The sequence below is a fragment of the Elusimicrobiota bacterium genome (assembly GCA_016182905.1).
Taxonomy (GTDB): Bacteria; Elusimicrobiota; Elusimicrobia; order UBA1565; family UBA9628; genus GWA2-66-18.
This window is the reverse complement of the sequence record JACPFR010000008.1, coordinates 12,652-33,468: the sequence shown is the minus strand read 5'-3', so window position 1 is coordinate 33,468 and position 20,817 is coordinate 12,652. Positions and strand designations below refer to the sequence as shown.

Genomic DNA, 20,817 nt, shown 5'->3' with positions numbered 1-20,817 from the left:
GACGTCAATAGGTCGGTGCTGGCGCGCCGCCATTGTTGGTGATGACCCCGGTGGGGCTCTGCGAATAGCTCCACGCCGCGTACGTCCCGGATTTGCGCTTGGCTCCCGCCGTCACGTTCGTTCCGCCGCTGGCGAAGCACGCTCCGCCGGTGGGGCTGCACGCGTAGAAGTTGTAGGGCTTGGAGCCGAAGTTCTGGTCGGCGAGGTACTTGCACCAGACCAGCTCGCAGGCGGTGCCGCCGCCGGGGCCCGTGGCCGGGCAGGCGCCGGTGCCGCAGCCGGTGTTGGCGGTCGTGGGGAAGGTCCCCACGATGTAGCTGTTGCTGTGGTCGAGGGCGTACATCTTGTTGGTCGTCCCGATCATGTTGACGAGGGAGACGGCGTCGTCGGCCTTCGTCGTCTCGACGCTCTTCAGGTAGGACGGCACGGCGACTGAGGCGAGGATGCCGATGATCAGCACGACGACCAGCAGCTCGATGAGGGTGAAGCCGGCGCGGTTCTTGATCATTATTTCCCCAGGCTCGACAGTTTGAAGACGGGAAGGAAGACGGCGAGCACGATGACGCCGACGAGCATGCCGATGCCGACGACCATGATCGGCTCGATGATCGCGTTGAAGCTGCGGGTGAACTGCTCGATCTGCTCCTTGTAGAACGAGGACAAGGTGACGAGCATGTCCGGCAGCTTGCCCGACTCCTCGCCCATGAACATCATCTCGGTGACCAGCGGCGGGAGCGCGCCGGTCTTCTTGAAGGACTGCGAGATGGACTTGCCGCCGGCGACGTCGGCCTTGACCGAGGCCAGGACGCGCCGGAAGATGATGTTGTTGGCGAAGACGCCCTCGAGCACGGAGATCGCGTTGAGGATGCTGACGCCGGACTCGATCAAGGTGGAGAGCGTGGTCAGCATGCGCTCGATCATGATGTTCTTCAGGAAGTCCCCCACCAGGGGCAGGCCGAACAGCAGGGCCCATTTGGTCTCCTGCCCGGACTCCGTCGAGGTGTAGGCGTTGATGACGAACCAGATCGCCACCAGCGAGATGATGAGGGCCCCGAGGTGGTGGACGAGGATGTTCGAGACGACGATGATCGCCGCGGTCAGGGGCGGGAGCTTCACGTTGAAGCTCGCGAAGATCTCGGCGAAGACGGGGACGATCTTCAGGATGAAGAACAGGAGGACGCCGCCGGACACCGTCATCAGCACGCCGGGGTAGGCCATGGCGGAGACGATCTTGCCCTGGATCTCGGCCTGGGAGTGGATGTAGGCGCCGATCTGCTTGAGCACCTTGGGCAGCTGGCCGCCCATCTCGCCGGCCTGCACGAGGGAGACCCACAGCGTGTCGAAGGCCTTGGGATGGCGCTCCAGGGCGCGGTAGAGCGCCGTGCCGCTCGAGACGTCCTTGGTGACCTGGGCGAGCGCGAACTGGAGGGGCTTGGAGCTGGAGTTCTCGCCCAGCAAAGACAGCGCCCGGACGAGGGGCACGCCGCCGTTGAGGAGGGTCGAGAGCTGCTCGGCGAAGAAGATGAGGTCGCGAAGGGCGGGCTTCCCGCCGCCGCCGGAGGAGGCCTTGCCTCCGCCCGCGCCGCTCGTCTTGTCCGCGATGATGGACAGGATGAAGAAGCCCTTGGCCTGGAGGGCGTTGATCGCCTCGTTCTCGTTGTTGGCCTCGAGAGCTCCCGAAGAGGTCTCCCCTTTGCTGTCCTGGACGGTGTATGCGTAGCGGGCCATTATGTTGTCAGTGTAACAGGCGTTGGAAGGCGTGTCAATCCGACACGGTGACGGACATCACCTCGTCGATCGTGGTCAGCCCGTTGAGCACCTTGCGGAAGCCGGAGGCGCGCATCGTCCACATGCCGGCTTCCTCGCCCGCCTTCTTGAGCTTGCCCACGTCCGCGCCGTAGCGGTAGATGATCTCCTTCATCGCGGCGTTGAGCTTGTAGACCTCGTAGATCGCTTTCCGGCCCGAGTAGCCGGTGCGCGAGCACTTGTCGCAGCCGCGGGCCTCGTAGAACACGACGGAGGCGGGGTCCGGCGGCTGCTCGAGGAGCGCCTCGCGCACCACCTGCTCGGCCAGCTCGGCCGGGACCTTGGCGGGCTTCTTGCACAGCGGGCACAGCAGGCGCACGAGGCGCTGAGCGGCGGCCAGCTGCAGGGAGTTCGCGAGCATGAAGGGCTCGATGCCCATGTCGATGAGGCGGGCGACGCAGGACAGCGCGTCGTTGGTGTGGAGCGTCGAGATCACGAGGTGGCCCGTGAGCGCGGCGCGCAGGCAGGTCTGCGCCGTCTCCTGGTCGCGGACCTCTCCGACCAGGATGACGTCGGGGTCCTGGCGCAGGAAGGAGCGCAGGGCCGAGGCGAAGGTGAGCCCGATATTGGCACGGACCTGTACTTGGTTGATCCCCTCGATCTTGAGCTCGACCGGGTCCTCGATCGTCATGATGTTGATGTCGGGGCTCTTGATCGTGTTGAGGATGGCGCCGAGCGTGGTCGTCTTGCCGGAGCCCGTCGGGCCGGTCATGAAGAACAGGCCGTGCGGCTTGTTGGCCGCCTCGATGATGTCGTCGCGCTGTCTGGGATCGAGGCCTACTTTGTTGATGTCGAGGTCGACGGCGCCCTTGTCCAGAATACGCATGACGACCTTCTCGCCGAACACGCAGGGGCAGATCGAGACGCGCAGGTCGATGACGCGGTTCTGCACCTTGATGGAGAACTGTCCGTCCTGCGGGAGGCGGCGCTCGGCGATGTCGAGCTTCGACAAGATCTTGATGCGCGAGATCATGGCGGCGAAGAGGTGCTTCGGCGGGGGGCTGCGCTCGTAGAGGATGCCGTCGATGCGGAAGCGCAGGGCGACGCGGTCGTCGTATTTCTCGATGTGGATGTCCGACGTGCGCTCCTGGATCGACTGCTTGAGGATGGCGTTGATGAGCGAGACGGTCTGGGCGCCGGCCGCGTCGACCGCGAGCTGGTCGAGGTTGAGGCGCTCGTCGCCGGTCGACGTCGCCTCCTCGATCTCGTCCTCCCCCTTCTTCGCGTTGAGCGTGTTCTCGATGGCGCTGCCGCCGACGTAGAACTCGTCGATCGCCTTGAGGATCTGGGTCTTGGTGGCGATGAAGGCCTGGATCTCGTGGCCGCTGAGGAGCTTGAGGTTGTCGATCAGGAGGACGTTGTCCGGGTCATGCAGGGCGACGGCGAGCACGTTATCGTCGAGGAACAGCGGCAGGACCAGGTTCTCGCGGGCGTAGTTCTCGGGGATGACCTTCTCGAGGGCCTGACCCTTCTCCGACTTGAGGATCTTGTTCTCGCGCGAGGCGTACGGGATGCCGTACTGCTTCGAGAGGGCGACGGCGATGTCGTCTTCCTTGGTGAACCCGAGCTTGACCGCGGCCTCGTTGAACGAGCAGCGGCTCTGCGTCGCGGCCTTCTGGGCCTTGTCGCGCTGGTCCTCGGTCAGGACGCCGCTGCTCACCAGGATCTCGGCTAGATTGGACATGTGCTCCTTTTTACCGTCCCTTTACCGAAGTATAGCCGACCCTCTCCGGTTGTCAAGCCCCTTCACTAATAACGACAAGAAACGGCTACGGCAACGAATGAACCACAAAGACACGAAGGCACCAAGAACGGCTTAGGGTTAGCGGCAACGCCATTCATCCGTTTCTTTGTGTCTTGGTGTCTTTGTGGTTCATCAGTGCCGTTGAGCGCCGTCAATCGCTGACGATGGTCGGGGTGATGAAGATGACGAGGTCGGAGTTCACCCGGCGCGTCGAGGAGCTCGTGAAGAGCCAGCCGACGATCGGGATGTAGCCGAAGAAGGGCACCTTGCGCACGACCTTCGACTCGGTCGAGCGCAGCAGGCCGCCGAGGACCAAGGTCTGGCCGTTCTTGATGCGGACCAAGGTCGACGCCGAGCGCTTGATCGGGTTGAACACGCGGTTGGACGACACCGAGATCGACGCTTCCTGGATGTCCGTGAAGGAAGGCTGGACCAGCATCGTGATGTAGCCCTCCTTGTTGACCTGCGGCGTCACTTTCAGCACCAGGCCCGTGGCCTCGCGATGGACGCCGGAGACCTGCAGGCTGGTGCCGCCGCTCGCGCCGGCCTGGGAGACCTCGAAGTTGGTGGCCTCCTGGGCGCTGATCTCGATGATGGCCGATTTGTTGTTCAGGGTCAGGATCTTGGGCTTGCCGAGGAAGCGCGCCTCCGAGCGGGAGATCATCGCCCGCAGGGCGATCTTCAGGGAGGTCAGGTCGAGTATGCTCGTCTTCATGAAGCTGCCCGTGTTGACGAGAGCGCCCGTGTTGGAGCCGGTCGCGGAGACCGCGTTCGCGGCGGTCGCCGCGGCGCCGCTGAGGCTGCTGGAGACGCCCGCGAGCGGATCGAAGAATTTCGTCTTGCTGAGGTCGCTCGGCAGGTTGAGCGGGAAGACCGTGTCGCGCACGCCGCCCGTGAAGGTCCCTAGCTCGCCGTTGGGGCCGCCCCACTCGAAGCCGAGCTCCCGGGTGCGCTGGGAGTCGATCTCGACGATCTGGGCCTCGATCAATACCTGGGGCGCCTTCTTGTCCAGCTCGGCGATGATCTGCTCGACTTGAGGGAACACCTCGGGGATGTCGGTGACGATCAGCGCGTTGGTTCGCGGCTCGATCTCGACGTGGCCGGATTTGGAGAGCACGCTTTTCAGGACGTTGATGATCGCGACGTCGGACCCCGCGGCGCCCGCGGGGGAGGCCTGAGTCGAGGCGCCCGAGGAGGAGGCGGATCCGCCTCCTCCCGTTCCCGCTCCGGCGCCGCCGGCGGCGGCTCCGCCCGCGGCGGCCCCGGTCATGGACGCCGGCCCGGACGCGCCGGAATCGCCGCTGAGCGGGATCAGGGGCACGAAGCTCAGCGTGTAGATGCGCGTGATGAGGTTCTCGACCTGCTTCGAGCGCGGCGTCACGACGTAGGTGTTGCTCTTGCCGATCTGCTGGTAGGTCAGGCCCTTGATCTCGAGCAGGACCTGAAGCGCCTCGCGCACGGTCACGTTCTGCAGGAAGGCCGTCACGCGCTTGGACTCCAGGCCTTCGGTGATGATGAAGTTCACCTTGGCCTGGGCCGAGATCGTGTCGAGGAAGGTCGCCAGCGGGGCGCCCTTCACGCGCACGGTCACGCGCATGTCGAGCGGGGCGAGCGAGGCCGTCACGCCGCCGCGCGCGGGCGCGGACGCGCCGATCTGCACGCCCTGCACCGAGCGAGGCGCCGCGGGCTCGTCGGGCTCCGCCGTCGGCTCGGCCTCGCTCCCGATCGGGCCGCCGCCGGGCGCGGGAGACTGCTGCTGGAACTGAGGGTTGGCCTCGGGCTCGGCCCGGCGGCGCTGGGCGAACGCCTCCCCGGGGGCCGCCGCCGCGACGGCGAACGCGACGAGGAGCGAAACCCCGCTTCTCGCGATCTTCGTCCAGCGGCCTTCGTAAGCGCGAATCCTAATCATGATGCCTCCAGCGGCCCTAATCACGGCTGACGCCCTTCGAGAACCTCTTGCCCTGATAGACGAACGTCACGCCGAGATCGGTGATCTTCACGATCTTGATCCCGGTTTTCCCGATGAACGCTCCGACGCCGAGGACCTCGTCGTTGACGATGACCTTGAAGCCGGAGTCCGGGTTGCTCACGATGCCCTGCAGGTTGATCTGGCTCGCCGGGTCCTGAACCTTCTGTTTTCTGGGTCCGCGGACCCTGACCCGCTTCGCGTTCTCGAGGTCCTCGGCGGCTTTGCGCCTGGCCTCCTCTTCCTCGAGGATGCGGACGAGGTCGAAGGGCGACAAGGTGGGGTCGCGCTTGAGCGGCACGAAGGTCGTGGTCGACACGGTGAAGGAGGCGGCCTGCCCGCCCTCGGCGGGCGCGGCGGGGGCCGTGGAGAGGGCGGCGGAGGCGGACGCGTCCATGGTCGCCGCCGAGGCGACGGCGGGCGAAGCCGGGACGGCGGCCGCGGCGTCCGCGACGGCCGCGCCCGGCGCCGCGACGGCGGCGGTCGAGGCGGCGGGAGTCATCGGGTTGACGAGCTTGGCGTTCGGCGAGGACTGGAACACCCCTCCCTCGGGCACGCGGCCGCGCGCCTTGGCCGCGACCGCCTTCTCGCGGTCGGCCTTGAGGTGCGACCACCAGTTGAAGAACAGCACGCCGGGCACCGCCAGGGCGATCACCAGGATCACCCAGCCGAGGCCGCCGCGGGCGCTGCCGGTTCCGGCCATCAGTTGAACCTCTTCTTCGGGATCGCGGTCATCACGGACGCCGACACGACGTTCTGTCCGATCATGTCCTGCTTCTTGGTGATCTCGAGGTTGCTGACGTGCATCAGCGGCGTCGCGCCCTCGAGGCGCATGAGCCAGGCGTAGACGTTGGAAAAGCCCGTCGTGAGCTGGACCGTCGAGGTCTGGAAGATCAGCCCGCTGACCTCGTTCTCCATCACGGGCCGGAACATCTCCGGGGTGAGGCTGTCGGCCCGCAGCGAATCGATCATCGCGTTCGAGAGCCACTGCGATTGGTCCTTCAGCAGCGGCAGGGAGCCGTAGGAGCCCGCGAGCTGGTCGCGGACGTCCTTGTAGGCGGCGCTGGACTGGGACATGGCCCGCGCGGCCTCGATCTTCGCCGTCAGGCGGGAGATCTTGTCCTGCGGCGGCTTGTACACCCCGAAGTACGCGGCGGCGATCATCAGGCCGGCCATGCCGAAGGCCTTGCCGAAGCGCTTGACGCCCCGCTGGCGGAGCGTGTTGAGCACGAGCTCGCCCTCGGCTTTCACCGCGTTCAGGTAGACGTTGAGGTCGATGTCCTTGGCAGCCATCAGCTTTTCTTCCTTTTCATCTCGATGACGAACTCGGTCCGGCTCTCCTGCTTGCGCGCCAGCGCCTCGGGATCGAGGCCCTGGCCGGCCGACTCCGGCGCGGCCGCCTTCCCCTGCAAGGACAGCTGCACGTCGAACAGCGGACCGATGCCGGGGTCGCGCAGCAAGGTCTCCTTGAACGCGATGGCCACGTCCTGCTCCTCGGCGCCCGTGACGCCTCGGACGCGGCCGCTCAGGCTGAGCTCGAGCGCGGCCTTCTCGTTGGCCAACGGGTTGAGGACGGTGACCTTCGTCAGCCACATGTTGTCGGGCATGAGCGCGACGATGTCGCGCAGGACCGTCGAGATCATCAGGGGCTTGTTCCCCGTGACGGCGCGAAGCTTCTCGAGCTGGTCCTTCATCTCGATGAGCTTCAGGTCGATGTCGGCGGGCCGCAGGCCCTGGAGCGCGGCCTGGACGTCGGGCTCGATCTTGTAGTCGTTGAGCACCCGGGCGCGCTGGCTGTAGGTCGTCGCCTGGAAGAGGCCGACGCCCGCGATGAACGCGGCGAGCGCGAAGCCGGCGATGATGATGTCGCGCGCCACCTGGCGCTCGTCCTCGCCGACCCGGTCCGTCGTCGCCAGGTCGATCGTGACCGCGGAGCTGACGGACGCGCGCGTGGAGGCGCCGATGGCGGCGTAGCCGCCCCAATCCCCGCCCTTGATCGACAGCAGCTTCGCGGTGTCCTGGATCTCGACGGGCACCCCGGTCTCGGTCGCGAAGGCGTCCTTCCAGGGCCCGAGCGTGGCGGGCGTGCCGCTGAGCTTGATCTTCGAGATGCCGGTCATGCCGAGCTGCTTCTGGGCGAAGGAGAGGCAGCCGGTCATGTCCACCTTGCGCTGGTCGGACAGCGAGGCCGTGGCGCCCATGAAGACCTCGCGGAAGAACACCGGGAGCCCCCGGTCGCAGATCATGATGCGCACGTTCCCGCCGTCGAAATGGGCCTGGACGAAGGGCTCCGGGCCCTTGGCCGGCTCGACCGCCTGCCACAGGCGCAGGACCGAGCACGGCGCCACCTCGAGGCCGATCAGGTTCAGCCCGAGGGACGTGAGCAGGCCCTGGATGTTCGCCAGGTTCTTGTTCTGCGTGACCGCGATGAGCACGCCCAGGCGCGGCTTGCCGGCGGCGTCCGGCGGCATCGTCTCGGCCTGGAAGTCGTGGGCCAGCGCGTCGAAAGGGATCGGGATGTACTTCTTGGCTTCGATCGGCACCGAGGTGACCAGGAAGCGGCGATCCATCGGCGGCATCGGGAAGTAGCGCAGCAGGCCGAGGTGGTGAGAGAGCGTGACGACCACGTTCTTGGAGTTCCACCGGATCTGGGACATGGACTGGCGGATCAGGCCTCCGATCTTGACCGGATCGGCGAGGAAATCCGTGCTCATCGTCATCGTGCCGGCGGCCGCGGCCTTGCCCTCCGGCGGGATCGGCACGCGCACGAGATGGTCGACGGTGATCGCGCCGCCCTTCCCGGGCCGGGTCTCGGCGATGTAGAGCATCTCCGGGCTCAGGTACAGGCCGAGGCACGGGCCGGACGCCGGCTTGGCCTTGCCGAAGGCGAGTTGATCGATCAACTGGTCGATCTTGGGGTTCATTCGGTCCTCGCGAACGCCAGATCGACCTTCGCGCCGGCGCCGGAGGCGTCGGAGGTCATGAAGATCCTCTTGGAATCCACCTGATAGCGGTTGACGAGGATGCTGGCCACCATCTTGGCGCGCTTGTCGGCGAGCGCCGCGCCGTTGGCTTCCTCCGAGCCGCTGTGGCCCGTGACGCGCAGGTTCTCGAGCGGGTGCGTGGGCACCGCCGCCGCGGCCGCGGCGAGGAGCTTCTCGGCCGCCGCCGTCAGCTGGTAGGTCCCCTTGTTGAAGGTCAAAGCCCATTCCGAGGCCGACGATCTCGCCGGCGCCTTCTCCACTGCGGCCTCGGCCGGGGCCGCGGCCTCTTCCTGGGGCTGCGCCTCGGCGGCCTTGGGCTGGGTCACGCGGGCGGCCTTCCCTTTATCAGCCTTGCCCGCCTTCTTGCCGCGGACGGGACGCTTGACGACCTGCCGCTTGACGCGGGGCGTCTCAGAGCGGGGCTTGAGCTCGACGGCCCTCGGCGCGGCCTTCACGCCGGCCACGAGCGGCTTCTCCGCCGCGCCGGCCATGTCGGCGCTGGGCGCGAGCGGGGCCGAGGCGGCGGGCGCGGCCGGCTTCTCCGCGGCGGAGACCGGCTCCGCGCGGGAGCCTTCCGGCGCGGCCTGGTCGGCGAGCATGCGCTCGGAAGGCCCGTCGTCGAGCACCTGTATCCAGCGATGCTGCGAGCGCTGGCGGTTCTTGGCGTCGAGCGCCGTCAGCACGCACTCGTAGCGGCCGGCCGGCAGCGACTCGCCGAAGTAGTTCTGCTTCCCGTTCCAGAAGATCTGATGGAACACCGGGCCGCCGCCGACCACGTCCTGCAGCGGCGCGAGCTCCGTCCCGTCGCGGGACGGCTGCAGCAGCTGGAACTTCCAGGACACGAGGCCCGCGGGCGGGTCGGAGACGGAGAATTCGATGATGACGCCCTGGCCGCGCGCGGGCCGGAACGACGGCGGGTACACGCCCAGCGAGATGGGCGGCCCGAGCTCGTCGCCGACCGCGCTCTCCACGACGAGGCTCAGCGGCTGGTTGTACACGAACACGATGACCACGCCCTTGAAATCCATCAGGCCCTTCGGGATGTCCACCTGCGTGTTCAGCAGGTTGACGCGCACGCGGGGCGGCGCCACGCCGGCGTTGAAGAAGTGCGACGAGATGCCCATCGTGCGGCGCATGTCCATGACCTTGGCGTCGCCGACCGCGGTGCCTTCGGGCAGGATCACGGCCTGGGTCGTGCCGAGCGCGAACACGAGCTTCGTCAGCGGGTCGAGGATCTTGGACGCGCCGGGCTGGAACGCGATGCCGGTCTGGAACAGGGAGCCCGTCGGGATGCCGATCGCCTCGGGGTCGCCGTTCTCGCGCATCACGACGCGCACTCCCGCGATGGACTTGATGTCGACGAGGCTCTTCTCGACGGCGCTGCGCAGTCGGGCGCGGATCTCCTTGCGCATCAGGGCCTTGTTCGCCGCCGGCATGTCGTCGGCGCGGGCGCGGGCGGGCGCGGCCTTCTTGCGGGCCGACGTGCGCGCGGAGTCGTCGTCGATCGAGTCGAAGCGGGGCGTGCGCGAGGACGGGGCGGCCTCGCCGTCGCTGATCGTCTCGGGCGCGACGCGGGCGCCCGCGGCCGGGTCGGCGCGCTTGATCGGGCTCGCGACGCCCGGGTTGACGGGTTCGGCGACCGAGACGCCGAGCTTCGCCTTCGGGGTCCCTCCCGCTCCGCCGGCGGTGTTCATCCGGTGCGTGATCAGATTGATGTACTCGTTGGCCATCGAGCGCTCGGACGGGTCGCCCTTCGTCAGGATCTCCATGAATCGGTCCATCGCCTGAATGTCCTCGCCCGTCTCGTAGAAATGCACGGCGATCTGCATGGGGCGGCTCAAGCCGGCTCCCCCGCTCTCGTCGTCGGACTGAGCGAGGACGGGCGGGCCTCCGAGCCCGAGTAGGACGACGATGATGGCGATGTTCTTCAAAGACGTGAAATAGCTCGGTTCCAGGCGCATTTCTCCCGGACAAGCTCAATCATAAGAGAACACGATTGCTGAATTATTACGCGATTTTTACCGAGCAGACTCATCGCCTGCGCCTACGGCGCCAGCCCCATCGCGGCCAAACGGGAGCGTATAAGGGCGTTCCCGGGCTCCAGCGAGAGCGCCGCGCGGAGTTGGGCCGCCGCGTCCTCGTTGCGCTTGAGGGCCAGGTAGGCGTTGGCCAGGTTCACGCGCGGGGCGGCCCGGCGCGGGTCCTGGGCCACGACGCCCTCGAGCTCGACGGCGGCCTCCGGGGCGCGGCCGTTGGCGAGCAGGAGGCTCCCGTAAAGGAAGCGGGCCTTGAGGAAGGTCGGCCGGCGCCGCACGAGCGCGGCGGCGCGCTGCAGCGAGACCTTCGACCAGTCCCCCTTCGCGACGGCCGCGTCGAGGGAGCGGAGCTCGGCGAGGTCTCCCAGGACCGCCGCCCTCGGCCGCCCCGACTGGTTCGCGACGGCGTGCAGGTTCTGCTCGAGCACGGCCGCGTCGGGCTGGATCTCGAGCGCGCGGGAGTACGCCTGCTCGGCCTCGGCCCAGCGCTTGTCCATCGTCATCAGGTAGCCGAGGTTGTTCCAGTGGTTCGTGTTCTGCGGGAAGATCCGCGTCGCCTCGGAGAGCAGCGCCTCGGCGACGGCCTTGTTCTTCGCGGGGTCGCGGAGGTAGAACGCGCTGAGGCCGTTGACCACCGCGTCCGACAGGGGGTTCAGCGCCCACGCCGTCTCGAAGTAGCCTCCCGCCTTGTCGGGGCGCCCTAGATGCGACGCGTACACGGTCCCGAGGTTGAAGTAGATCTCGTCGTACCCGGCGTTGGCCTGGAGCGCGCCCTCGTAGGCCTCGGCGGCCTTGGCCGGCTGCCCGGAGCGGGCGTAGGCGTTGCCGAGCTCGTAGATCGCGTTGACCTCGCGCGGGCCCCAGGCGCGGGAGCGCTCGAGCGAGCGCGTCGCGGCCGGCATGTTCCCCTGACGGATCTGCTTGAACCCGGCGAAGTACCAGGCCTCGCGGTTCCAGAACCGCACCTGCCACCACGCGGCGAACAGGCAGGCGCACACGAGCGCGGCCCCGGCGGCGGCGCGCGCGGCCTTCGGGAGAGCGACGGTACGCACGGCGCCCCCGTCGCGCGCGCCCCGCCCCATGGCGGCGCCCGCGAGCCACCAGAAGATGAACGCGGGCACGGCGAAATGCAGGGACACGTTCAGGAGGTTGTCGGCGAGCACCGCGGCGACGCCGGCGACGGCGCCGACCCAGACGGGGTCCTCCCCCGCCTTCGTCCTGGCCCAGCGCCAGGCGGTGAGGAAGAAGGCGCCCCACAGCCACAGGAACGCGCCGAGGCCGATCAGGCCGGTCTGCGAGAACACCTCGAGGATCTCGTTGTGCGAGTTGTTCGCGTGCGTGCGCATGTTGTGGTAGAACTTGTCGGCGTGGAGCAGGCTGCCCTGATAGAACGGGTAGAACAGCTCGAAGAGCCCGCCGCCCTTGCCGAGCAGCGGCTCCTCCTTGCCCATCGTCCACGCCGCGGTCCAGATCAGGACGCGCTGATGCCACGGGCTGTAGAAGCCGTCGCGCTTGGCGATCGCCGAGAACTCGGTCAGGCGGCCGACGAAGGTGGGCGTGTAGCCCGACGCGATCGTGCTCGAGGGCCAGCCGAGCGCCAGCGCCAGCGCCAGGCCGAGCAGGAGCCCCGCGGAGCGCGGCTCCTCCTTGAGGCGGGTCCGCAGGCGCGCCGACAGGGCCAGGGCCGCCACGCCGACCGCCGCGCCGCCCCATGAGGAGCGCGTGAGCGTGGCGAGCAGGGCCGCCTCGAGGATCAGGAACAGGAGGCCGTACGCCCAACGCCGCGCGCCGTCCTTCTCCAAGAGGAACAGGGCCAGCGCCGAAGGCATCAGCGCCGCGTTGTAGGTCGAGAGGAAGTTGGGGTTGCCGAACGTCGAGACCGCGCGGCCGCCGTAGGGGTTCAGGACGTTGGGCCAGACCAGCTCGTAGTTGAAATACTGGCACACGCCGTACATCGAGGCGAGGAAGCCGGCCGCGAAGGCCAGGTGGAGGAAGTCGATCGTGCGGCCGCGCCGGCACAGCCAGCCCGCCGCGCCGAGGCCGACGGCCCAGACGAAGGCGCCGTACGGGTCCCAGGCCAGCGCGAAGAAGGCGTCCGGCGCGGCGCCGAGTCGCGTGCGCGCCGACGGGAACGCGACCCAGAGCAGGCCCCAGAAGACCACGAAGGCGGTCCAATGCCCGAGGTCGACGTCGCTCGACGCCTCGTCCTCCGCGGCGGCCGTCGACGCGAGCCAGAACGCGGCGACGCAGTTCACGACGAGGAACATCGCGCCGCGCGCGCCTTCCGCGGAGATCGCGGGCCGGAAGAACTCGGCGTGGCCGAAGTACGCCCGCAGCCAGCTCGCGCCCCACACGGCGACGAAGGCGGCCAGGGGCCAGGCGACGGGCAGCTTTGGCAGCCGCGCGCCGTCGGGGCGCGCCGCCTCGCGCAGCGCCCAGGCCGCGAGCGCCAGCGCGATCGCGATGTTGAGCAGCGCGATCTGCGAGACGTAGGGGTTGCGCGTGAGGTTGGTGAAGAACAGCAGGGGGCACATGAAATGCGCCGTCACCAACAGCCAACGCCGGGCCGAGTTCATTGAGGAAAAGATTAGCAAATACCTGAATTATGTGACGGGCGCAAGGGCGTCATGACAGGGCGCCCGAACTGTTTCCGGAAACAGCCGGGCTCGCGCCGGTCCGAGTCCGACGCGTCGGTCAGGAGTCGATTTGAACGAGCTTGAGCCGCGCGCCCGCGCCGCTCTTGATCGCCACCTGCGCCTTGCGCACGCCGAAGCGCTCGGCCACCAGCTCCGCGAGCTCGGCGTTGGCCTTCCCGTCGACGGGCGGCGCCTTGACGCGCGCGATCCAGGTCCCGTCGCCCGCTTCCTGCAGGGTCGATTCCCGGGACTGGGGCTTCACTTTGACGCGGATGGTCTTCATGACGAGCGCATCATATCAAGTGCACCCCGCCGGGCGCGCTGACTGTTCCCGGAAACAGTCCGACTCGCACCGGTGCGAGTCCCGAGAGGAAGCGCGCCGTTAAAAAAAGGAACGCCCGCCCCTTCGGGGCGGGCCCATTCCCGGCGGCGCGCGTAAGTCGTTCGAAATCTGAGCCGGGAATGGGATTCGAACCCACGACCTGCTGTTTACGAAACAGCTGCTCTACCGCTGAGCTATCCCGGCGTCGAGGACTAGTCTACCAAAAAACGCGTCAATGCAGACCGAGGTACGCCTTCTGCACGGCGGGGTCCTTCATCAAGGTCGCGCTGTCGGAGGACGCGACGATCTCCCCCGTCTCGAGCACGTAGGCGCGCGTGGAGCCGCGCAGGGCGCGCTTGGCGTTCTGCTCGACGAGGAACACGGTGACGCCTTCCTTGTTGATGAGCTCGATGATCTCGAAGATCTTGTCCACGACGACCGGGGCCAGGCCCATCGACGGCTCGTCGAGCATCAGGATCTTCGGCGCGGACATCAGCGCGCGGCCCATCGCGAGCATCTGCTGCTCGCCGCCGGACAGCGTGCCGCCGAACTGGCCGCGGCGCTTGCCGAGCACCGGGAAGAGATGGAAGACGTGGTCGTACTCGCGCGACAGGTCCTTCTCGCGGCGCGAGTAGGCGCCCATTTCCAGATTCTCCATCACGGTCAAGCGCGGGAAAATACGGCGGCCCTCGGGGACCAGAGACAGACCCATGCGCATGATCTGGTCGGGCGGCAGGCCGGGAAGGTCCCGCCCCTGGAAGCGGACGGTACCCTTCTCGGGCTGGAGCAGGCCGGCCACGGTCTTCATGATGGTGGTCTTGCCGGCGCCGTTGTTGCCGATGAGGGCGACGATCTCTCCGGCGTTGACGGTGAGGGAGACGCCCTTGAGTGCGCGGATCTTCTTCCCGTAGACGGCGTGCACGGAGTCGAGCTCGAGCATCGCGGGAGGCTTCATCGTCATGACGCGCCCTCCTTGCCGAGGTAGGCCTCGATGACGCGCGCGTTGGCCACCACTTCCTTGGGCTTGCCCTCGGCGATCTTCACGCCGTAGTCGAAGACGAAGACGCGGTCGGAGATGTCCATGACGACGCGCATCTGATGCTCGATGAGGAGCACGGTGACGCCGCGCTCCCGGACCTTGCGCACGAGCGCCACGAGGTCCTGGGACTCGGTCGGGTTCATGCCGGCGGTCGGCTCGTCGAGGATGAGGAGCTTCGGCTCGGAGGCGAGCGCGCGGGCGATCTCGAGCTTTCGCTGGGCGCCGTAAGGGAGGTTCTTCGCGAGCTCGTTCCCGAGAGACTTGAGACCGACGAACTCGAGGAGGTCCTTGGCGACGGCCTCGACGCCCTTCTCCTCCTGCATGAAGGCGGGAGTGCGCAGCAGCGGGCCGAGCAGGAACTGGAAGGTGCGCGTGTGCCGGCCCACCATCACGTTCTCGAGGGCCGTCATGTGCGAGAAGAGCCGGATGTTCTGGAAGGTGCGGGCGACGCCGACGGCGACGATGTCGTGGCCTGACATGCCGCGCAGCTCCTGGCCGTTGAACAGGATCTCGCCGCGCGTGCCGGGGTAGACGCCGGTCAGCACGTTGAAGAAGGTGGTCTTGCCGGCGCCGTTGGGTCCGATGACGGAGACGATCTCCCCCTCGTGGATGGTGAGGTTGACCTGGTCGACGGCCTTGAGGCCGCCGAAGTGCTGGGCGAGGTCCTTGACCTCGAGGAGGACGCGGGCGGCGCGGGGCGTTTTGGCGCTCATGAGGTCAGCTCCGCCTCTCGTCGCGAGGACGGGAGGATGCCCTGCGGGCGGAACAAGGTCACGAGCACCAGGATGAGCCCGAAGAAGAGGTAGCGGTAGTTGATCCAGTCCGCCGAGAGCTTCCACTGCATGATCGGCGGGAAGCCGACGAGGACCAGGGCCCCGACCAGCACGCCGGCGATCGAGCCCATGCCGCCGAGCACGACGATGGAGACGACGAGGATCGACTCCCAGAACACGAAGGACTCGGGCGTCACGAACTGCTCCCACTGCGCGAACAGGCCGCCCGCGAGGCCCGCGAAGGCCGCGGAGATCGTGAAGGCGAGCAGCTTGTAGTGGCGCACGGGGATGCCGGAGAGGCGGGCGGCGATCTCGTCCTCGCGGATGGCGATCCAGGCGCGGCCGACGCGCGAGTCCTCGAGTCGGCTCGACGCGGCGACGCCCGCCGCGACCGCGGCCAATATGAGGAGATAGTACTGGACGTTGGGGTCGGAGGAGATGAAGCTCAGCGGACGCCACGGCGCCAGCTGGAGGCCCTTGGGGCCGTTGGTCAGGGCGTCGAGGTTGTTGATGGTCAGACGCGCGATCTCGCCGAAGCCCATCGTGACCACGGCCAAGTAGTCTCCGCGCAAGCGGAGGATGGTCAGCCCGAGCAGCGCGCGGATCGTCAGCGACACCAGCACCGCCAGGATCAGCGCCGCGGGCGCGGGGACGCCCGCGCGCATCGCGATCGCCGTGGTATAAGCGCCTATCGCATAAAATGCGATGAAGCCCAGGTCGAACAATCCGGCGTAGCCCAAGGTGAAGTTCAGGCCGAGGCCGAGGATCATGAACAGGCCGATCACGCCGCCGACGCGGACGAGATATTGGGCGTCGATCGCGGCGGAGATGAACGGGAACGCGGCGGCCAGCGCCAGCGCGACCCAGGGCGTCCAGCGCCAGTCGAGCAGCTTCTTCATGGCGCTAGACCTTCTCCGCGATCTTCTCGCCGAGGAGCCCGGACGGGCGGACGAGCAGCACGATGATCAGGACCGTGAAGGCGATGACGTCGCGCCACTGCGCGCCGTTGGGGATGTAGCCGGAGGCGAGGACCTCGAGGAAGCCCAGGATGAAGCCGCCGAGCACCGCGCCCCGGATGTTGCCGATGCCGCCGAGCACGGCGGCGGTGAACGCCTTCGCGCCGGGCAGGAAGCCGAGGTTGTACTTGATCGAGCCGTAGTTCATCCCGTACAGCACGCCCGCCGCGCCCCCGAGCGCGCCGCCGACGAAGAAGGTCAGCGCGATGATGTAGTCCGGGTTGATGCCCATCAGGCCCGCGGTCTGGATGTCGTCGGAGCAGGCGCGCATGGCCTTGCCGAGCTTCGTGTGCTCGACGAAGAAGTGGAGTATGCCCATGAGGAGCAGGGCCGCGGCGAGGATGATGATCTGCAGGGAGCTGATGGTCGCGCCGAGGACGTTCACCTGGTCGATGGCCACGGGCTCCGGGAAGCGCAGGGACTGGGTGCTGATCCAGATGAACACTCCGTTCTGGAGGATGATGGAGACGCCGATCGCCGAGATCAGCGGCGCCAGGCGCGAGATGTGGCGCAGCGGCCGATAGGCGAAGCGCTCGATGATCACGTTGATGAGGCCCGCCCCGGCCATGGAGAGCACGAACATGCCGGCGAGGCCGACGAGACCCGTGCCGAACACCGCCGGCAGCAGCGCCGCCAGGCCCAGCGCCATGAACGCGCCGAGCATCAGCACCTCGCTGTGCGCGAAGTTGATCATCGTCAGGATGCCGTAGACGAGGGTGTAGCCGAGGGCGATCAGCGAGTAGATCGCCCCGAGCGTCAGCCCGTTGACCAGCTGCTGGATCAGCACGCTTAGCGGACGGAGTCGAACGCGCGCTTCTTGGCGACCGCGCGCGTCATCGTGACGATCTTGCTCGTCGTGTCGCCCTTGCCGTCGAAGACGGTCGTGCCGAGCACGCCCTCGTGCTTCGTCTTCCTGAGCTCCTCGATGACCTTCGCGCGGTCCGGGCCGCCGGCGCGCTCCATCGCGGCCATGATGATGTTGGCCGCCTCGTAGCCGAAGTGGTCGAACGGCTTGCGCTCGTCGTTGGGGAAGCGGGCCTTGTAGTCGTCGACGAACTTCTTGGCGCTGGGCAGCTCGTCGGCGGGCACGCCGACGATGGACAGGTACGCGCCGTCGGCGGCGTCTCCGGCCACGTCGAACAGCCCGAACGTCATCGAGCCGTCTCCGGAGATGAACGCGAACGGGTCCTTGAGGCCGAGCTCGCGCATCTGCTTGAGGAGCAGGCCCGCCTCGGTATACAGGCCGCCGAAGTAGACGCCCTCGGGCTTGGACGGGTCGCTCTTGATCTTGGTGAGCAGCGCCTTGAAGTCCTTGTCGCCGACCGAGATGCCGTCCTCGGAGACGATCTTGCCGCCGCCCGCGACGAAGCCCTTCTTGAACTCCTCGGCGAGGCCCTGGCCGTAGGGCGACTTGTCGTGGAGCAGCGCCATGCGCTTCTTGCCCAGCTTCTTCGCGGCGAACATCGCGGCGTAGGAGCCCTGGACGTCATCGGTCGGAACGACGCGGAAGACGACGCGCGGCCCCATCCAGTCCTTCGAGTCCTGCTGCGCGGTGACCTCGGGGTTCGTCGCGGCGGGCGAGACCATCGCCACGGGCGCGCGCGCGTACACCTTCGCCGCGGGCGTGGCGCAGCCGGAGTTGTAGTGGCCGACGACCGCGATGACGTTGGGGTCCGAGGTGATCAGGTTGGCGACGTTGACGGCCTCTTTCGGGTCGGCGCGGTCGTCGTACGGCGCGGCGACGAGCTTGAACGGGAAGCGCTTGGCGGCGTTGGCTTCCTCGACCGCGAGCTCCACGGCGCGGCGCAGGCCCTGGCCTTCCGTGCCCATGTCGCCGGTCAGCGGCACCGCGACGGCGATCTTGATGGCCTTTTCCTTGGGGCCGCAGGCGGCGGCCGCGAGGGCGACGGCCGCGACGGCGAGGGCTTTGCGAAAGGTCATTGATTTCCTCCTAATCCTCAATATGCAGCGGGGCGGCGATTATGCCTCATTGAGCGACGCCTTGTCCATCCGCGGAACGCCGATGCGGGCCGGGGTGGAGGATCGATGCCCTTCGGGGACGCTCGGCATTGAGCCTCGCTCGGGTCTTGCGCGACCGCATGAGCAATTCGGTCGCGCGACCCACGCCCCTCAGGACATCGATCCTCCACCCCGATGACCCGTCGCGTCGGGGCGGACGGCCAACGGACTTATCGCCTGCGGCGATGGGCTTCTTCGTGAAGCGCCAAACGGCGTGGAAGCGGGATGGCCGATTCCTTCATAAGGCCCGGCGGCGGGTTCATGTCCTGAGGGGCGTGGGGTCGCCGCGCTGTTTGCGCTCCAAGCGCCGTCGACCCCGAGCGAGGCTCAATGCCGAGCGGCCCCGAAGGACATGAATCCGCCGCCGGGCCGTCATAAGCCCGTCGCCGTCCCGACGCAAGGCCGTCCCCTGTGGTATAATCTCCAGGCATGATCAAGAATATGGTGTCCGGCTGGCTCACGTTGGGACGGGACCGCAGACCCGTCGACCTACTCGACAGCATCAGACCCGAAGTCCGGCTCGCTTCCTCTAGTACGGAGACCCCCGAACGGCTGAGCGACGCGATCCGCCGCTCCCAGGACGCGCTGCTGCGCATGCAGAACCAGGAGGACGGCTACTGGTGCGGCCCGATCTTCGGCGACACCACGATCGACTCCGACACGGTCATGCTGCTGAACTTCCTCGGCCGCGGCAGCTCGGTCAAGGTCCGCCGCCTGGCCAACCACATCCTCAACAAGCAGAACCCCGACGGCGGCTGGCCCATCTACGACAACGGCCCCTCCGAGATCTCGGCCACGGTCAAGGCGTACTGGGCGCTGAAGTTCGCCGGCCACTCCCCCAACGAGCCCCGCCTCGAGGCCGCGCGCAAGAAGATCAAGGCCCTCGGCGGAGTGCACAAGGCCAACTCCTACACCAAGTTCTACCTCGCCCTCTTCGGGCAATACGACTGGCGCGGCATCCCCTCGATCCCGCCCGAGATCATGCTGTTCCCGAAGTGGTTCTACTTCAACCTCTACGAGATGTCGTCGTGGACGCGCCCGATCGTCGTGCCGCTGTCCATCGTCTGGGCGTTCCAGCCGCAGATCCCGTGCCCCGCGCACGCGACGATCGACGAGCTGTTCCCCGACTCCCGCCGCCACATCCCGCTGACCGAGGCCGTCGGCCCGCACGCCCTCGTCTCCTGGTCGACCTTCTTCCTCATCTGGGACTCCTTCCTCAAGGGCATGGAAGGCCGCGGCGGCCACTGGATCCGCGTCTGGGCCCTGCGCCTGGCCGAGGACTGGATCCTCGAGCGCCTGCAGGACTCCGACGGCCCCGGCGCCATCTTCCCCCCGATCGTCAACGCGATCATGGCGATGAAGTGCCTCGGCTACCCCGACACCGACCCGCGCCTGGTCTCCCTGCTCCAGGAGCTCGACCGCCTCGAGGTCCCCTCCGAGGACTCGACGCGCTACCAGCCCTCGCGCTCCCCCGTCTGGGACACCGCGATCACGATGATCGCCCTGGCCGAGTCCGGCCTCGACCGCTCCCACCCCGCCCTCGTGCAGGCCGCGCAGTGGGTCATCTCCAAGGAGATCAAGATCCGCGGCGACTGGGCGGTCACCAACCCCTCCGGGCCGACCGGCGGCTGGCACTTCCAGTTCAACAACCCGTTCTACCCCGACGTCGACGACACCGCGATGGTCCTCCTCGCCCTGCGCCACGTCCATCTCGAGGAGCCCAACGCCCAGATCCGCGAGAAGTCCTTCCTGCGCGGCCTGAACTGGCTGATGAGCATGCAGTCGGTCACCGGCGGCTTCGCGGCGTTCGACAAGGAGAACACGAAGGCCGTCCTCGAGAAGATCCCCTTCGCCGACCATAACGCGATGATCGATCCGCCCACCGCGGACATCACCGCCCGCGTCCTCGAGCTCCTCGGCTACTGCGGCTACGACGCCTCTTACGCCGCCGCCGCCCGGGCGATCCGCTTCGTCAAGGACGAGCAGGAGAGCGACGGGTCCTGGTACGGCCGCTGGTGCGTCAACTACATCTACGGCACCTGGCAGGCCGTGCGCGGCCTCGCCGCGATCGGCGAGGACATGAACCAGCCGGCCATCAAGCGCGCCGCCGCCTGGTTGAAGTCCGTCCAGCTGCCCAACGGCGGCTGGGGCGAGACCTGCGAGACCTATCACGACCCCAAGCTCAAGGGCAAGGGCCCGGCCACGCCGACGCAGACCGCGTGGGCGATCATGACCCTCATGGCCGCCGGCGACTACTCGAGCGACGCGCTCAAGAAAGGCGTCGAGCACCTCGTCTCCACCCAGCGCCCCGACGGCACCTGGGACGAGACGGAGTTCACCGGCACGGGCTTCCCGAAGGTGTACTACCTTGAATACACGATGTACCGCAACAACTTCCCCCTGCAGGCGCTGGGGATCTACCGCAAGGCCCTCGCCCAGGGCGTCGTCGCTTCCTAATTTCCAGGAGACCCAACTT

16 protein-coding genes and 1 tRNA gene are annotated in these 20,817 nt (G+C 67.7%); 1 reads left to right on the top strand and 16 read right to left on the bottom strand.

Features of this window, described 5'->3' with window-relative positions; translation table 11 throughout:
- Positions 1–4 precede the first annotated feature (4 nt).
- From HYV14_02865 to HYV14_02790, 16 genes are all read right to left on the bottom strand, one after another.
- Entirely contained in the window at positions 5–508 is a 504-nt protein-coding gene (locus tag HYV14_02865; GenBank protein ID MBI2384935.1) for a type II secretion system protein, read from the bottom strand.
- A complete protein-coding gene (locus HYV14_02860; GenBank protein ID MBI2384934.1) occupies positions 508–1,728 on the bottom strand; it encodes a type II secretion system F family protein in 1,221 nt (406 codons plus the stop codon). Before HYV14_02860 ends, HYV14_02865 begins: the two co-directional genes overlap by 1 nt.
- 34 nt (positions 1,729–1,762) lie before the next feature.
- The gene (gene tadA / locus HYV14_02855; GenBank protein ID MBI2384933.1) at positions 1,763–3,490 is read right to left on the bottom strand and encodes a Flp pilus assembly complex ATPase component TadA; all 1,728 of its coding nucleotides are present in this window, start codon (positions 3,488–3,490) and stop codon (positions 1,763–1,765) included.
- Positions 3,491–3,701: 211 nt separating this feature from the next.
- Complete coding sequence (locus tag HYV14_02850) at positions 3,702–5,459, bottom strand: hypothetical protein (protein MBI2384932.1); 1,758 nt, start codon at positions 5,457–5,459, stop codon at positions 3,702–3,704.
- Positions 5,460–5,475: 16 nt separating this feature from the next.
- Positions 5,476–6,219 carry a hypothetical protein gene (locus tag HYV14_02845; protein MBI2384931.1) on the bottom strand — a complete coding sequence of 248 codons (744 nt, stop codon included), beginning with the start codon at positions 6,217–6,219 and terminating at the stop codon, positions 5,476–5,478.
- Positions 6,219–6,809, bottom strand: a complete 591-nt coding sequence (locus HYV14_02840; GenBank protein MBI2384930.1) for a hypothetical protein — start codon at positions 6,807–6,809, stop codon at positions 6,219–6,221. The genes HYV14_02845 and HYV14_02840 overlap by 1 nt, the downstream gene beginning before the upstream one ends.
- Entirely contained in the window at positions 6,809–8,440 is a 1,632-nt protein-coding gene (locus HYV14_02835) for a hypothetical protein (protein ID MBI2384929.1), read from the bottom strand. Before HYV14_02835 ends, HYV14_02840 begins: the two co-directional genes overlap by 1 nt.
- On the bottom strand, positions 8,437–10,461 hold the full coding sequence (locus HYV14_02830; protein ID MBI2384928.1) for an OmpA family protein: 2,025 nt from the start codon (positions 10,459–10,461) through the stop codon (positions 8,437–8,439). The genes HYV14_02835 and HYV14_02830 overlap by 4 nt, the downstream gene beginning before the upstream one ends.
- 83 nt (positions 10,462–10,544) lie before the next feature.
- Positions 10,545–13,112, bottom strand: a complete 2,568-nt coding sequence (locus tag HYV14_02825; protein MBI2384927.1) for an O-antigen ligase family protein — start codon at positions 13,110–13,112, stop codon at positions 10,545–10,547.
- A gap of 118 nt (positions 13,113–13,230) precedes the next feature.
- Positions 13,231–13,455 (bottom strand): DUF167 domain-containing protein, encoded by a 225-nt coding sequence (locus tag HYV14_02820; GenBank protein ID MBI2384926.1) that lies wholly within the window; start codon positions 13,453–13,455, stop codon positions 13,231–13,233.
- A gap of 171 nt (positions 13,456–13,626) precedes the next feature.
- A tRNA-Thr gene (locus HYV14_02815) sits at positions 13,627–13,698 on the bottom strand.
- A gap of 28 nt (positions 13,699–13,726) precedes the next feature.
- Positions 13,727–14,434 (bottom strand): ABC transporter ATP-binding protein, encoded by a 708-nt coding sequence (locus HYV14_02810; protein ID MBI2384925.1) that lies wholly within the window; start codon positions 14,432–14,434, stop codon positions 13,727–13,729.
- Positions 14,435–14,451: 17 nt separating this feature from the next.
- Positions 14,452–15,246 (bottom strand): ABC transporter ATP-binding protein, encoded by a 795-nt coding sequence (locus tag HYV14_02805; protein MBI2384924.1) that lies wholly within the window; start codon positions 15,244–15,246, stop codon positions 14,452–14,454.
- Positions 15,243–16,205 carry a branched-chain amino acid ABC transporter permease gene (locus HYV14_02800; GenBank protein MBI2384923.1) on the bottom strand — a complete coding sequence of 321 codons (963 nt, stop codon included), beginning with the start codon at positions 16,203–16,205 and terminating at the stop codon, positions 15,243–15,245. The genes HYV14_02805 and HYV14_02800 overlap by 4 nt, the downstream gene beginning before the upstream one ends.
- A gap of 4 nt (positions 16,206–16,209) precedes the next feature.
- Entirely contained in the window at positions 16,210–17,109 is a 900-nt protein-coding gene (locus HYV14_02795) for a branched-chain amino acid ABC transporter permease (protein ID MBI2384922.1), read from the bottom strand.
- Positions 17,110–17,111: 2 nt separating this feature from the next.
- Positions 17,112–18,263, bottom strand: coding sequence for a branched-chain amino acid ABC transporter substrate-binding protein (locus tag HYV14_02790; GenBank protein MBI2384921.1), 1,152 nt, complete (start codon positions 18,261–18,263; stop codon positions 17,112–17,114).
- A gap of 507 nt (positions 18,264–18,770) precedes the next feature.
- On the opposite strand from HYV14_02790, the gene shc reads away from it, so the two are divergent.
- Entirely contained in the window at positions 18,771–20,798 is a 2,028-nt protein-coding gene (gene shc, locus HYV14_02785) for a squalene--hopene cyclase (GenBank protein MBI2384920.1), read from the top strand.
- Positions 20,799–20,817: the final 19 nt, after the last annotated feature.